At 37.0% G+C, this 15,870-nt stretch carries 12 protein-coding genes and 1 tRNA gene; 1 reads left to right on the top strand and 12 read right to left on the bottom strand.

From position 1 onward, the window contains the following. Window positions 1–183 precede the first annotated feature (183 nt). Window positions 184–663, top strand: coding sequence for a hypothetical protein (locus tag HG267_RS22380; RefSeq protein WP_045868867.1), 480 nt, complete (start codon window positions 184–186; stop codon window positions 661–663). 85 nt (window positions 664–748) lie between these two features. On the opposite strand, the gene HG267_RS22375 is transcribed toward HG267_RS22380, so the two are convergent. The 12 genes from HG267_RS22375 to HG267_RS22320 form a co-directional block, all read right to left on the bottom strand. Then, window positions 749–2,962 carry a GumC family protein gene (locus HG267_RS22375; protein ID WP_096621913.1) on the bottom strand — a complete coding sequence of 738 codons (2,214 nt, stop codon included), beginning with the start codon at window positions 2,960–2,962 and terminating at the stop codon, window positions 749–751. Between the two features lie 712 nt (window positions 2,963–3,674). After that, a tRNA-Gln gene (locus HG267_RS22370) sits at window positions 3,675–3,746 on the bottom strand. Window positions 3,747–3,888: 142 nt separating this feature from the next. Next, on the bottom strand, window positions 3,889–5,295 hold the full coding sequence (locus HG267_RS22365) for a hypothetical protein (RefSeq protein ID WP_045868044.1): 1,407 nt from the start codon (window positions 5,293–5,295) through the stop codon (window positions 3,889–3,891). Window positions 5,296–5,400: 105 nt separating this feature from the next. Next, entirely contained in the window at window positions 5,401–6,516 is a 1,116-nt protein-coding gene (locus tag HG267_RS22360; RefSeq protein WP_045868043.1) for a glycosyltransferase family 4 protein, read from the bottom strand. 354 nt (window positions 6,517–6,870) lie between these two features. Next, a complete protein-coding gene (locus HG267_RS22355; RefSeq protein ID WP_045868042.1) occupies window positions 6,871–8,118 on the bottom strand; it encodes a glycosyltransferase family 4 protein in 1,248 nt (415 codons plus the stop codon). A gap of 83 nt (window positions 8,119–8,201) precedes the next feature. Then, a complete protein-coding gene (locus HG267_RS22350) occupies window positions 8,202–9,317 on the bottom strand; it encodes a glycosyltransferase family 4 protein (RefSeq protein ID WP_045868041.1) in 1,116 nt (371 codons plus the stop codon). A gap of 42 nt (window positions 9,318–9,359) precedes the next feature. Further along, a complete protein-coding gene (locus HG267_RS22345) occupies window positions 9,360–10,529 on the bottom strand; it encodes a glycosyltransferase (RefSeq protein WP_045868040.1) in 1,170 nt (389 codons plus the stop codon). A 45-nt stretch (window positions 10,530–10,574) separates the two neighbouring features. Continuing rightward, window positions 10,575–11,315 (bottom strand): class I SAM-dependent methyltransferase, encoded by a 741-nt coding sequence (locus HG267_RS22340; RefSeq protein WP_052335059.1) that lies wholly within the window; start codon window positions 11,313–11,315, stop codon window positions 10,575–10,577. A gap of 271 nt (window positions 11,316–11,586) precedes the next feature. Then, window positions 11,587–12,684, bottom strand: coding sequence for a glycosyltransferase family 2 protein (locus tag HG267_RS22335; protein WP_045868039.1), 1,098 nt, complete (start codon window positions 12,682–12,684; stop codon window positions 11,587–11,589). A gap of 46 nt (window positions 12,685–12,730) precedes the next feature. Continuing rightward, window positions 12,731–13,858 carry a UDP-galactopyranose mutase gene (gene glf, locus HG267_RS22330; protein WP_045868038.1) on the bottom strand — a complete coding sequence of 376 codons (1,128 nt, stop codon included), beginning with the start codon at window positions 13,856–13,858 and terminating at the stop codon, window positions 12,731–12,733. Between the two features lie 84 nt (window positions 13,859–13,942). Continuing rightward, entirely contained in the window at window positions 13,943–14,908 is a 966-nt protein-coding gene (locus HG267_RS22325) for a glycosyltransferase family 2 protein (protein WP_045868037.1), read from the bottom strand. Between the two features lie 121 nt (window positions 14,909–15,029). Next, window positions 15,030–15,824, bottom strand: coding sequence for a glycosyltransferase family 2 protein (locus HG267_RS22320; RefSeq protein ID WP_045868036.1), 795 nt, complete (start codon window positions 15,822–15,824; stop codon window positions 15,030–15,032). Between the last annotated feature and the right edge of the window lie 46 nt (window positions 15,825–15,870).

The raw sequence follows: 15,870 nt of genomic DNA, 5'->3' as shown, positions 1-15,870 counted from the left end.
CTTTACTATCTTTCTTCAAGTATAAAGTTTTATTTGGGGTGTCTGGGGAGTGCGATCGCCAATTCAAGATTCACCTGCAAACCAATTCCCGATTTTTGCAAATTTGCGGTTTTAGTGGCCATTCTATTCATGTTAGAATTATCTTCCTCGGCTTGGTTAAACAGCAAATTTTCTGCTCGTCATATGGTTCAGTATACTCTCGCTCAAAGTCCAGAAATTATCCTCACTGTTTCTGGCAAAGACTCAGCCAAAGCCCGTGAGAAAGCAATGGATCAACTGATAGAACTGATGGATGCAGGTAAGCTACCCACAGAACTAGAAGAAGGATTTGGCCCGCAACAATTAATTGAAGTTAAAGAGACAGCATCTGATACCGCTAGTGGTGAAGATGCTATTACTCAAGCTGTCCAGATTCTCAGCAACTTAGCCACACTTAAGCTAAAAGTTCAAGAATCACGCAATGAAGCCATAGAAATCCGCAAGGCGGTTGATGTTCTGTTCTCAGATGACTCAGTTACTGAAGAAGAAATTACCCGCCTGAAAGAAGGATTCAAAGTTCTCAAGAATTTTGCCCAAGTTAATCTCCGGTTCCACGAAGCTAGAACTAAAGCCGAACAAGCAAGAGAAGTTCTAGATCAGGCTTTAAAATCACCCGACCAATAGTAGATAGTACTTAACAGTATTGTGGTAATTGTTAATCAGTAGCTAAGTTAATTAACCATGAATAACAATTACCCACATTTCTCTTTTAACTGCGGTTAGCTTTATTGATGTTAGAAGAGACATTGGCAGAGTTAGCACTGGTTGAGACTTTCTCCACACTAACTTTCTCACCACTCATGCTTTGTCTGTAATATTGTTGATAGTACTGATAAGAAACAGGCGCAGCATCTTTAGACTTATTAGCGATCATCCCTAATAGCGGAGTGCCAGAAATTTGAATCTGTTCTAATGCTTGCTGTAGTGCAGTACGTTTGAGCTTACCTAAACCTGCAACTAGTACAAGCCCATCAGTATTGGCTGCTAATAAGTAAGCATCTCCAAATCCTAAAAGTGGAGGTGTGTCATAAATTACTAAGTCAAAACTAACTTGCAATTCCTCCATCAAATTCTGCATTTTTTGAGACGCAAGCAACCTCATCGAGTCTGGCGGAATCGGCCCTGCTGGCATCACAAACATATTATCTTCTTGAGGAGATGGCTCAATCACATTGTGCCAGTCTAAATCTTGGGATATGACATCAGTCAAACCCTGAATATTCATGAGTCCAACTCGATTGTGTAGACTAGGCGCACGCAAATTAGCATCCACAAGTAATACTCGTTGTCCCATTGCTGCTGCTGCTTGTGCTAGCTGCGTCGCAATTGTAGACTTACCATCTCCTTGTCCAGCTGAACTAATGACGAGTGAGCGAATTGGTGTATCCGAACCCAACAGCAAAATATTCGTGTAAAGCGAGCGGAAAACTTCAAAGAAAGAAGATCCTTCTGTATTTTGCCCACCTCTGGAGAGACCGTCTTTCGTCCCTGCTTCTAGTTCTTTTCTTAAAGGAACTATTCCTAGTAATGGCAACCTGGTAGCATCTTTGAGTTCTTGAGAAGAGTAGAAAATATTACTGAGTTTATCTACAACTAAAGCTGTTCCTACACCCAAGATTAAACCCAACAAACCACCCAAAGCTAAATTTTTCTTTGCGCTGTCTGAGATTGCCAAAGGTTCATTGACTTTAGAGAGTTGCGGATCTAGCAGTACCCAAGGTTGTTGCTTTTGCGCTTTTTCAATTTGCAAAGCTTGTTGCTTACTTGTAAATTGAGTCAGAGCTTCGTTGGCAATTTGTAATTCTCTTTGGATATTGTCATAATTACGGCTGATAGTTGCCAACTTTCTAATTTCACTGTAAATATTATTGATTTTTTCATCAAGGGAGCGATCGCGCGCTGAAAGTTCCTGAATGCGGCTTTGAAAGTCCTTTTGTACCCGCGCCTCTTCTTGCGCTAGCAATGGCAGTAATGATTCTTTCTTTTGTTTTAAAGTAATCATTGCCGGGTTTTCATCTGTAAACACGGCTGACTGTTGTTTAATCGCAATATCTGCTGCTTGGATCTGATCGAGAATCTTTTGGTAACGAGCATTATCACTTAACAACGAATTACCAGCCCTTTCGCCAGGTTCTTGGGCTAATTCTCGTTGTAAGTCTTCATACTTAGCTATCATTTGTTCTAGCTGGACTCGATTCTCTATTCGCTGTTGTCGGAAAACTGTCAATTGCCCAGACAATTCTTGAGCTTTCTGGGCAGGTTCAATCAAATTATTGTCCAACCGCAAATTTCGCAATTGCTCTTGCCAGTATTTTAAACTCTTCTCTAATGGCTGTTTTTGTCTATCCACAAACTGAATAGCCACTTCCACATCTGATTGCCGTTCCTGCAAACTATATTGCAGATAAGCATCAGCAAGTAGCTTTAACACATCAGTCACTAGTTGTTGATCTGAGTTCTGATATTCGATGCTGATGATATTTGGCTTTTTAGATGAGATAGTCAAGTAATAGACCAGCAAGTCATATGTGATTCCTGGGTATTGCTCCTGCAGCTTTTCCACAATCGGATTCAACACCTTAGGACTCTGTAAAACTGCGATCGTTGTCTGAACTTCCTTTGTTGACTCAGGAGGTGCTACTTTGTCTTGACTACTTATAGATTGAGGAACATTAGCCGTTACCTTATCCTCACCAGTCACTGGTTTGGTAAGAATATCAAAAGTGCCTTGATAAATTGGGGGATCGGTTTCCGCCTTAAGTACTGCTGCTGTTGCTACTAAGGCTGTTGTACCACCGATTAACAATAGTCTACGACGCAAAACTGCGCCAACTTGACCCAGGTTTAATCCACCTTCTTCATCGTTTAACTGGGTAAAGTTTGATTGTGACAAGGGGTGAGAATATTTTTCCGACTTCAGCATAGCATTTGTCAACTAAACTACTTATATTCCTTTAACAGGTGAATTCTTCGATTCAATCTTGGATAGGTAGTTAGATTGCTCCGAAGTAAGCTTTTTTGTTTCTGCACCCACGTAAATCAATTGAATTGATTGACTACTTAGATAATACCATTAATAAATGTAGTAATATTTAATACGCAAGAACTACGTATGAGGAAAGATTTAGCTTTGACGACTTGATATAAAGCTCAAATAAACTTGAATACATATACTTTAACTACAGTAGCATTACGCAAGAAGAATTGGTGAAATTATTTAAAAGATTAAGTAGAATTTTCTTAACATAGGTCGGTTTTTCTAGTATAAATACGGTAAAATCACTCTTGAAATATACCTTATTACTTAGATTTTGCAAGTATATTTACTCGCAAAATCTTCCTTTTTCTACTTGAAATATATTAAAGTTATTTTCAATACTGTTTTCAAAGTCTCCTAAAAAGACTGTGGAGCAGGTAAGTTCAGTTCCAATCAAGAGGTAGAAGTACAAGTATCTAACAGGATTTACTGTTGACTTAGTTCTGCTCAGGCTCAATATGAAGGTTGCTTGCAAAGCAGCGATCGCTTGCCTTGCTTCATAAAAATAAATAAAAAAATTCAGTGTACAGTGGTATTTTGAGTACACTGTGGAAGCCCTACAAAACTTTTGGTTCTTATTTTTAGAATAACTGTTTAACTGGGGCGCTAGGATTCGAACCTAGGGATGGCGGGACCAAAACCCGCTGCCTTACCACTTGGCTACGCCCCAATGCAAGATTGCACTTTAGATAATATAGCAGCTACTGCTGGGTTAGTGTCAAGTACTTTGAGCAAAAAAATTTAAGATTATTTGCTTTGCTTTATGGAAACATAGTGAATATACTGCCAATATTCATGAAATTAGTATAAAATTAGCTACTGGTTTCATTAGCTTCTAGTTGTGCTAGAGGATCAAGCGATTGCCTGCTCATTTGTCGCTGATGCCATTGCAAACCAATCAAAATAGCTACAATCATTGTTTGGCCTGGTTCCTCCATCTGAGTAATGATCAGTCCGTAAATGAACAAAGTCAGCATTAGCAGTTTGCTTAAATCGTCACGACACATACGACTCCAAACGATATATCCCAAATACAGATAGGTAAGTAAACCCACAAAGCCTAAATCGCCCCAAATACCAGCCCAGCTGAAAAGAGGGATAAACAGAGAAGATTCCAGAATCAACCAGTTAGAGTTGACATAAGCCCAAATTTCTTCGGTTACAGGATGAGTGGTAACACCTAACGGAGCAAGCATCGTTGCATAATCCCGGAATACCCATCCTCCTAGTCTGCTCACAGTATGACCAGGGCCTAAACCGATCAACCAATTCAAAGGAGAGCGAAAATAACCAGATATCATGCGAATACCTGCAATCTTAGCCTGATAACCTTCTCCATCGGGAGGAATGTAAAGTGATGTTCTATTTGCCCAATGTTTAAATGCTCCTAAAGCTTCTATATCTAGATTTTCTATTGCCCAAAAGAAACCTCCAATAACAATAACTACTCCTACAAAATATAAGAGCAGTTTGCGAAAATCATTAAATTTAGTTAGCACCAATATTATCCAAGCCAGAAAAAATACTACTAATATTTGTTTAGAGTCAGAAGCTACTAAGTGATAAAATGAGGCAAATATACAAAAAACTCGCCACCACAAAGGGGCGCTTTTAGCATTTATAAGATAGTATAAAGCAACGCTTACTGAAACTGAAACAGATACATAATTCCCGGCTCCCGATAAGTAGAATACACCCTGTACGTTATCTAATAATGAATATCTAGAATATTTCATGATCCCTGTAATCAGCAGGAAATATTGCGCGATCGCTAAAACTATATTAATAACTGCAGAAACTAAAGTAAAAGACCTTAATTTTTTCCAACTGGCTATTGATAGAGGCAGACATGATATCGCTAGCAATAGCATAAAAGGCTCAGTCAGTAATATAAAATCTAATATTACATTAATAAAACCTGCACGATTTAATAGTGCACTGGCTACCATTACGCCTAATAATACCAATAATCCAGCAAGAATTTCCCTAGAAAACTTTATCTGTACCCGATTTCTTGTAGAAGTACTGGTTATGACAATTAGAAAAACAACAGGAACAATTAGAAAATGAACAAAATTTATAATTGATGGGGCACCAGCTGCATTAATAATCCGAGGATAAAAAGCGCTGGCGAAGGCAAATAATATTAAAAATATGTTTTTAACATACCCAGGTTTCTTTTTTTGATAAATTAGTGATTCATGAATCAAACTATCCATAGATTTTCCAGAAAATTCAGTTGATTAATTGATAATCTATCAATTAATTTTTCCACAACATGGCTTAATCAGCCTCGGTTATTAAAAATATTTAAAAAAATTATTTCAAATCATATCATAAAATTTGAGATATTGATTTGCAGTGTTTAGTTTGCTAAAACGCTGATCGGGAACAATTTCCTTATAATCCTGATTATATAAGGATTCAGTAATCGCATTAGCAAGATTTTGGGCTATATCTCCCTCTAGTTCAAAATAATTGCAATTCTCATTCCCAATTTCTCTAAATATAGGAATATTAGAGCAGACTACTTTACAAGCAAGAGATAATGCTTCAGCTAAAGGCAAACAAAAGCCTTCTGTTGAAGACGGTACAACCAAAAGCTGACAATTCTCATACAACCAACGTAGTTCCTCGTCTTTTATTGATGTCATCATTAGAATACGGTCTTGTAGAGAAAGTGCTTGGATTTGGTGATGTATATTTTCTGTTTCTGGCCCAGTACTACCTACAATAATTAACTGAGTTGCATCGTTTATCTGTTTATTATTTAATAATATATGATAAGATTTGATGAGAATATCTAAATTCTTATTTTTGCGATGCTGGGCAACAGCTAATAAAAAATGTGATTTAATATTAGTAGATTTGATAGCTTGAGGAGTAACATGACTAAAATCTACATAATTATAAATGACAGCAGTTTGTTTGCGCTTTTCTATTTTGGAAAAATATTCTTGTAATTTATCTAAAGTATATTGAGAAACACAAGATAATCCATCACTATTACTAATACATTGCTTTAGAAACAGTTGGTTAAATATTACATTAGGGTAACCGAAATTTTCAGGATACTCATAAGGATATAAATCATGAATAGTAGCTACCACAGGACATGGGAACAGTTGACGAATAAACGGTAGCGGAAATGAAAGATGAATTAAATCTGCATGATGTTGTTTGGCAAGTTGTGGTAAACTCCATAAATACCAAATATTTCTTTGAATGGCGGTATTTTTAATATCTACAATTACCAATTTAATTTTTTCTGATTCTAGAGAAAAAGACTTTTCAAAATATGCTTTTTGCCATGAACCGATAATCAAACTAACTTTGCTAACTTTGTCTGTGTCAGCCAAGCATTTTGCAAGATTTGCAGCATGTCTACAAACTCCAGTAGGTTTTGTTGGTCTGTGTAAAGCAGCAATTAAAAGATGCATGATTTGATTAAATAATTGACTAGTGATTTAGATAAAATGTTGTACTTGTTTTAATTACTGAAATAAATTTTTAGCAATTGTTCTATTTTTTATCAGCAAATGCACAGCTAGCCAACTAATAAAAAACTATGTAAAGAACATATAATTTGAGAGAGAACACAATACTACGGCATAAATCGATTCCTGCAAATCTTGCTTTCTTATCCATCTTACTGTCCTCGAATATTTTCTAGTTAAATACTATGTCATTTATTAGCTATCAATACTTGAACAGTCTTTTTATTTGGTTTTAAGCAAAAATTAGTTTTGCAAGGCGCACTAGTGTAATTATTTTTTATTTAACAATCTGCTAATTTAATTAAGTACTTTTGGTTTTTGAAAAGATATGACTTCTTCATAGACTTGAGCCAGGCGTTGACCCATAACCTGCCAACTATAAGTATCTCGAACTAACTGCCTTCCCGCTTGTCCCATACGGACGCGCAGTTCTGGATCTTTAGCTAAAGTAATCAAGGCTTTTGACATATCATCAACTGCTTGCTCTGGGTTAATTGCAGCAATTTTGAAGCCAGTCTCTGCTGTTACCTGCTGCGCTGGGCCTCCCAAATCTAAACAGACAACTGGGCGGCCTGTTGCCATAGCTTCAATACATACCCATCCACCAGAATCATGTAAACTAGGGTGAACTAATACATGACAATTTCCTAAATTTTCTAGAGTCTTCTCGCGAGGTAATCTACCCCAAAATTTCACTTTATGTGCAATACCTAACTGGGTTGCCATGCTTTGCAATCGTTCCCATTCTGGGCCATCCCCAACAATCCAATATTCTGCTTCAGTTAGGTTGGCTTTTGCAAAAGCTTGTAACCCTAAGTGAAAACCTTTCCAATGCAAAAGTCTGCCCATACTAATAAATCTGACAGGTTGCTGCGTAGGGATAGGGTATTGGTTAAGTACAGAGATTTCTTCTGTAAGTAAACCTGATTCCGAAATAAGATCTACAGATTTCACGCCCATTTTATACAACTTTTTAGCTGTATCTTCAGTTGTGGCTCTAACTACAGCACTCTTTCTTGCAGTTATATGTACAAATGGATCGAGTTCCCCTAAAGAACGAGAGATAATACGTGCTGCTTCGTAAGCTTTAGCGCGAAAGTCAAAATCCCGCCAAAATGCCTTGGGAGCAGTTTCCCCACCTCCAACAGGGCCCCAGATAAAGGGAATGGGCAATAATGACAAAAAGCTGGGATTGGAATATTTAACAAACGTTACATGATGTGCAACATCAAAACCAATTTGACGATGCAATCTCCGAGCTACAAAGTATGCTTGTATCTGCCAGAGATAATAATGGATTTGCATTGCCCCATTCGACCCTAAGCGCCACAGTCCACCCAATATAGGTAAGGTAAAATAGACGAAGTGCAAGTTAGGATTTGGATTAGAGGCCAGCTCTGCTTCAATAGCTTCTTTACTTTCATCAGGTCGCGTTAATACCCAAACTTCATTGTATTTGGCAGCTTCCCAAACCACATTCCAGCCGACACCACGCTCAGAGCCTTTTCCAGGTTCACACGAATAAGCAGAAATTAATATTTTCATAAGCAGATAAAGATACAGTCTGGTAAACAATGTTATTTAGATATTTGCATCAAACAGATGCTAAATGGAAAAATTTTGATGCATTAATTTTTATTAGCTAATAATTTTTCATAAACTTCAGCTAGTTTTTCTGCTGTTTTTTCCCACGTAAATAATTGAGCTCTTGACAGTCCTTTATCGACTAATTCTTGATAATATATTGTGTCATTATGCAATCGCACTACTGCTTCTGAGATTGCTTGTGGTTCTTGGGGATTAACTAGAATAGCTGCATCTCCTGCTACTTCCGGCATAGCTGAAGTGTTGGAAGTAATAACTGGAGTGCCACAAGCCATAGCTTCTAAAATTGTGATGCCGAATCCTTCATGCAGCGAAGGCGCTATCAGAATATCAGCAGCATTATATATTTCGATTAGCGTTTTCTTATCTGGTTTACCAAAGTAAGTAATATAATTTTCTAACTGATGTTCTTGAATATATTCTTTTTGCTCATCTGTAAAGTCAGCCCCCACTTTCCAAAATTTAAAAGATATTTCTTTTTGTTTTAAAATATTTAAAGATTCAAGTATAGTAAAAATATTTTTACGAGGGTGATTGGCTCCTACATTTAGGAGATAAGTTGTTTGATCATTACAACTATGATTTTGGTAAAAAGCATCAATCTCAGATGGAGATAACTGCCGAAATATAGGATCTACAGCATTGGGAGTTACAGTAATTTTGGCAGGTTCTATATTTAATAATTTAGTAGTATCTTTAGCAGTTACACAAGAAACAGAAAAGATGTGATCGGCATATTTCATGCCTTTGACAGCAAATAACCAGACATTTTTACTCACAAATGGCAATTGCACCGAACCTTGAAGATTGCCTGAGTAATAAAAGTTGATTAAATCATGGCAAGTAACAACAACAGTTTTAGTAGTTTTTTGTAACCAATAAACAATATGAGCTTCTGCAGGTTCAATAATATGGAAAACATCTGCTGATTGTTGTCTTACCAAGCTGGGAAAGCGCCAAAAGCGCTCATAGTATTTGATAACTCTTAGTAAAAGAGAAGAACTTGTTCTATCATAATTACGCGGTGCTAAATCCACAATTTCCCAGTCAGGTCTGACAGTTTTTAAACCTGAAATAATCCCATTGGCATAGATATCCATGCTGAACTCTTGCATAGTACGCACAATAATTACACGCATGATTAATTCCCCTTAGCATCACACTCCAACTTTCAACTAACCTCAACTTTTGTTCATAGCATAGGCATGAATGCTAGTTTGTCGGATGAGAGGTTGCCAAAGGTTGATTAAACGTTCAGCGATTCTTTCATGGCTATAATGCTGATTAACTCTAGCCATACCATGTTGCTTTAACTCTTGCCGCCAATTCGGATTGCAAATCATTCGCTCTAAAATTGCTGCTAATCCTGCTGATTCACCCTCTGGAAATATCAGATCAGAACGACCAATAACATTGGCGATTTCACCACTACTAGAGCCTACTACAGGAACACCCATTGCCATTGCTTCAATTAAAACGTGACCAAATTGCTCTTTCCATGTAGTAGCAGTTAAGGAAGGCAGGACTAAAACATCAAATTTACTAATTTCTTCGGGTGCTTGCTCATGACGGACTGAACCGCGCCAAACTACTAAATCAGCTATTTGCTGTTTTTGAGCTTCTTGTTTGAGCGCTTGTTCATGGGAACCGGAACCACAAATAATAATCCGGGTATTGAGTCCTTTTTCTTTCAGTAGTCGTGCAGCACCAAATATAGTATCAACACCCTTCTCAGGAACCAATCTGCCCAGAAATCCTATGTGGAATTCTTCATTTTTCTTTTCAGGCGATCGCGGACTAGATAATTGAGTATCCACTCCCATCTGTGGCATCACTTCCATCAGTCCGGTATAACCCCATTGCCGTAATAAATTAGCTCCATCTTGATTACCTGGAAGCATCAACTTGGCTGTATTCATGACAAATTGACGTACCCAGCGACGCGCAACAGGCAGTTTGCGATCCATATTTTCCCAGCCAAATACAACCATTGGCTTGCCTGTGATTCTGCTCCAAATTGCTAACTCAAAAGTACAAAGTGAGAATACTTCTTCTTCCACTTGCACTATGTCAGGTTGAAAATTCTGCAGAACTTGCCACAGATGCCAAGGTGTATAGACATGAGCACCTCCACGACCAGAAAACAGTACAGGTGCTGTATAAACTTTAATGTTGGGATAAGGCTTTTCAACTTCAAACTGGCGATTCCACTCCAGCGCTTTCCAGTTGCTAGGAGCTAGTAAGCCAACTTCAAATTTACCGGTTTCTGCGATCGCATTCAGCTTACCTTGGTTTATACCAACTACATAAGCGTGACTAACAAAAAGTACACGCAGCTTAGAGTTCGTCATTGTGGGCAATTATCACTATAATTTGAACATAATTTTGCAAGGCTGCTAGGAGCGATATGCTCGAGCCAAGAGGTTTTTTGTTGGTATTCTAGGACGACCTGCTCCTTCAGCAATAAAAATGAGTTGATGTAGTAAACACAAGTAAGTTTCTTTGAACCGTCCCAAGATTGTAGATGCAGACCACTGTGGTTTGATCTCAACTTTATTAGCATCAAATCCACCTAGTAATAAAAGATGCAGAAGAGAGTGTTCTGTCACTCCGAATTCGTGAGTCAGGTCATTATATCTGCACAGACAACTAAATATACTGCCCATATTAGGTGTTTGAATCACAAGGCAGCCATTAGGTTTCAATTTTTCTCTAATTTGCTTGATAAATTTACTTGCTGATTGCTTTGGTAAATGTTCCAAAATATCTAAAGCAAAAATGAGATCATACTTTTCTGCATCTCTGAATTGGTTGAGTTGTTCTGCATTAAATTTCTGCACAAATGTTAATCCTAATTCATGGCAAATAGCTACATTTTGCTCGGAAATATCGAACCCCGAAAGATTCTTATATCCTTTTTCTTTTAAGAAAGTTAATAAAGCTCCTTCGCCACAAGCCACGTCTAATATTTTGAGCGATCTATCTATTGGTAACCAATGCTTTAAAGAACGTTGGAAGGATTTACAAATTTTCTCTTTGGCTTTATGATCTTTAACTGTTGGTCTACAAGAGATTTCATTATACCGCTCATAAATCTCTCCTGTGGTATTACGTGTAGACGTTATTTTTAAAGACATAAAATTTGGACTCCAAACCATAAATTCTGTTGAGAATTGGCAAGTTATTAGGAAATTCTAATAGCGATCCCATTCAGCAAGCTGGACTAGCAATAGTCAAGTTAGGGATGAAATTAACATCAATTTCTGTTTGTTAATTGCTTGTGCAAATAAACCTATTAATAGCTCCTTCCCTACTCTCACAACCCCATCATTATTGCTGAAATGAGTACCTTGAACCACGCCTCTTTTTAACTTTTTAAGGTAATGGCAAATGAAGCTATGCACTTGGTTAAGTTAGAGCAAATTTTCTGTCAATTAGCTCTTTGACTAAGCGCTTCAGACGGCTCTGTCCATAGATCAGATCAAACCATTTTTGAAAAATATTATCTGGTAAATACTCACCCCAGCGAAATAGCCACTGTTGAGCTACAGACCAATTATTAAAATTGGGATGAGTCACAAGCTGCTGGTGTATTGTCCTGCGCTCTAACTTAGATAAATGCTTAAAACGAGCTAGTAAATAAAGATCATGACAGACTGCAACACTAAAATGCAAATCTGTTAGGCTATCTGCAATGGCTGTACCATAAATTTTTTGGAGAAACTGTTTTTGTTCTTGATGTACACGTGCTAAAGTCACTTGCTCTTTCTCTAGAAAATCTGCTGTCACAGTTGTTTGGCTAGTAGTATTTGAGCCATGTAAGCGAAATTTACTTAGTACATCTGGTGCTGAACCAATTACTGTGATAAATGGAGCAAAACGGAATATTAAACTATCTGCATTACGTACAAATGCTTCGTTCAGGGGAAAGATATAGTTGGCTACTTCGCGTCTGATACTTAAAGCAGATGCTGGAGGAATATTGTCAACGAATCCACCATTTTGTAAAGCAGAATGGCCCATCCAACCTGAAGCTAAACGCCTAAACATAGGAGTTGATTTTAATAAATTACCTTGGCCATCAATTTGAATTACATTATGAATGGCAAAGCCACATTTAGGGTTAAGTCTGAATACCTCTAAAATTTTCTGTAACTTATTATTCATCCAAATGTCATCGGCATCTAAAATGCAAATAATTTCACCCTTAGTGTGGCTATAAGCTGTATTTAATGCTGTGGCAACACCTCCATTTAGTTTGCGGATCAACTTGATTCGGGAATCTTTTTGAAGATAACTTTCGATAACTTCACAAGAGTTATCTTTGGAGCCATCATCACAAACTATGATTTCAAAATTGGTGTAAGTTTGTTGAAGAGCGCTGTCTAGAGTCTCGCCAATATATTTTGCATAGTTGTAGTTGGGAACTAAAACTGATATTAAAGGTCTATCTGGCAGTTGAGGTAGTTCTATTGGTTGTAAATTTTGAGTTTGCAATTGTTGCATTTGCTGAATCCTAAGATTTGAATTAACGCAATCTGTGTTTTAATTCCTAAATCGAATTTGCTATTTCTTTCTCAAATACACCCAGAGCCCGCACTACTGCTTGATCCATATCATAGTACTTATAGTCTCCCAGCCTACCTGCAAATATTACTGTACCGTTGAGTTTTTCTACCTCTTTCAAATACAAATTCAAGCGATCGCGGTTTTCTTCATTGAGAATAGGATAATAAGGATCGTTTTTGCCAGGTACATAAGCTTGAGGATATTCCATTACCAAGGTAGTTTTAGGAGATGTTTGTCCCGACAAATATTTTTGCTCGGTGATGCGTGTAATATCGTAGTCATTGGGGTAGTTGACTGTACCAACTTCTTGATACCATTCTTGATCTAGAGTCTCAAATTGAAAGCGCAAACTACGATAGGGCAGTTCGCCATACATATAATCGAAAAAGGTATCTATTGGCCCTGTACAAAGTATTCGGTTAAACTTTACATCATTGATAATCTCGCGGTAATCTGTATTTAGGAGTACCTTAATGTTAGGATGAGCTAGAATTTTACGGAACATTTCGGTATAACCCAGCTTAGGCATAGCTTGGTAAGGGTCTTGAAAATAACGGTTATCCCGACTTATGTAAACTGGAACACGTCCTGTTACTCCCCTATCTAGTTCTTCTGGTTTTACACCCCACTGCTTCATGGTGTAATGGAGAAAGATATTTTGATAAATGTAATCAGCTAAAAAGCTTAAATCTCCACTAGCGCTTTCACGCAGTTTTAGGATAGGTATTTTTACTCCAAAACCAAAGTGCTCTAGCAACAAATTTTCTAGCTTTTCTGCATATTTTGGAGGAAACAGGGCATAAAGAGAGTTCAAATTAAAGGGGATAGGAACCTTTTTACCCTCTACTACTCCCAGAACATGATGATAGTAATGTCTCCATTCTGTAAATTGTGAAAGATAATCCCAAACTTTTTTAGATTTGGTGTGAAAAATATGAGGGCCGTACTTATGAACTAAAATGCCATGCTCGTTGTAGTAATCGTAAGCATTACCGCCGATATGGTCTCTCTGTTCCACTATAAGTACCCTTTGTGCAAGTTGAGTAGCAATTCGTTCAGCTAGCACGCAGGCTGAGTACCCAGCACCTATAATCAGCCAATCAGTTTTCATAATAGAGTCTCCTTTATTAATAGCATGGCTGAGTTATGTTTTGGTCTATTCAATTTTTTGCGTATATTTAATTGATTCATAGTTTTAATGCTGAGTCTTTTGATTTGTAAAAATTTGAGTTAAAAGCGATAGGCGACGAGAAAGATGGTAATTTAAAATTATTGGTATCCTGACGCATAATGCCCAAAAGAAAATTGGATTTTGCATGGCTACAATCCATGCATTTAAAAAATCCTTTTTTTTGATGTATGGTTTTACTTTATAAAATGCTCTAAGTAGCTTCATTTCTGATAAACGCCGATATAAAGAAGCTGCTATTTTTGGATCTTTTTTTGTAAATTCTTGCTGTAAAAGATATAAATTTGTATTGTAAGCTTGCTCATAAAATTGTGTCTGTTCAGTCATAAGTGAGCCAGTACGACTACGGTAAAAATAATAAGGTTCCGGCACAATTGTGAAGCAGGCTCCATTAACTAAGCATAATAAGAAGAGAAAAAGGTCTTCTCCATACTTCAATTCTTCATTAAATTCAAGAGCATGACAAATCAAAAATTCACGTTTTATTAAAGGCTTTGTGATGCCGAGGCTGAAATCAATAAAATATGTAGTATCTATGTTTATCGGAGTTTTAAAGTTTATTTTTTTTCCAGAAAAATATGTATTATGAGAGGAATCTGTATCATCTGCGATTAAATGCATATCATCTGCAATCAAGTCTGCATTTTTTTGATAAGCTACTTGCAACAGCTTTTCTAATCTATTTGGTGCATACCAGTCATCTGAATCTAGTAGAGCAACCCATTCGCCTTTTGCCTCTTTTAGAGCACGGTTACGTGAGTAACTTGGCCCTTTATTACTTTCATTAACTAAGAGCTTAAGGCGCTGATCTGTAAAAGTTCTCACTACTTCTACTGTTTTGTCTGTGGAAGCATCATCAACTACGATGACTTCAATCCTTGACTCAGTCTGCCCTAATGCAGATTCTATCGCTTGTTTGATATAGTTATCGGTATTATAAGCAGGAATAATAATAGATACTCTAGGATTCACAAGCTTTCTCTCTTGACTTCTAAAATTGATTTAGCTATACAAAGAAGATGGGTTTCTAATTAATATTTGTAATAAGTGAGGAAATACCATCAAGAGATTGCTCCAAACTTAATACAAATAGTTATGTTTTTAAATAGCTTTTTATTCTACGTTCAATGCCTTTTTTCTTGGTCAAAAAATTACCTTTGAACGCTAATTTTAATTGCTGAGATAAAGGAAGCCTTTGGCGATAAGTATTTAGAATTCGCTCTATACGCTCTAGCGTCTGACCACTTTGATTACTATTGTAAGTTTTTGTGCCTTTGATTACTTGGAAATTTCCCCAAGTTTCATCTACATATTTAACTGTAGCAATTTGCACTACTTGTAAGAGGAAATGTAAATCCATAGCATCATGATCATCAACATCATATAAACCAATTATTTGATGTATTGAACTATGATAAAAATATGCAGATGGGTTTGCAGGAAAAGGGTTTATATGCCATCCCAACAATAAATCATTAAACTGCATTTTCCGGGGTTTGTTAATTTGAAAAAGCTCACCCCTATCGTTCCATAAGTTACAGTTGCCGACGAGGAAGCTAGGATCGGGTAAGGTCTTAAAAATTTCTATGACTCTATTGAAAACATCCGATTCATAATAGTCATCTACATTCAGAAATCCGATAATCTCTCCCTCCGCTAGGGTAATACCTTTATTCATGGCATCCGACTGTCCCTTATCTTTTTCAGATATCCATCTAATATGTGGATATTGTTCTGCATAATTTTTAATAATTTCTACAGTTCTATCTGTGGAGCCTCCATCGACAATAATATGTTCAACATCAGTACAGTTTTGATCAATAACATTTTTGATGCAGTCTTCAATGAAGCGATCGCCGTTATAAACTGGGGTGATAATACTAATCATGCTTTACCTCTAAGGATTAAAAACAATATTTGCCAAGAGCGAGATA

It is taken from the genome of Tolypothrix sp. PCC 7601, assembly GCF_025677855.1.
In the GTDB taxonomy this organism is placed as follows: Bacteria; Cyanobacteriota; Cyanobacteriia; order Cyanobacteriales; family Nostocaceae; genus Aulosira; species Aulosira diplosiphon.
This window is presented reverse-complemented; position numbering and strand designations above follow the sequence as displayed.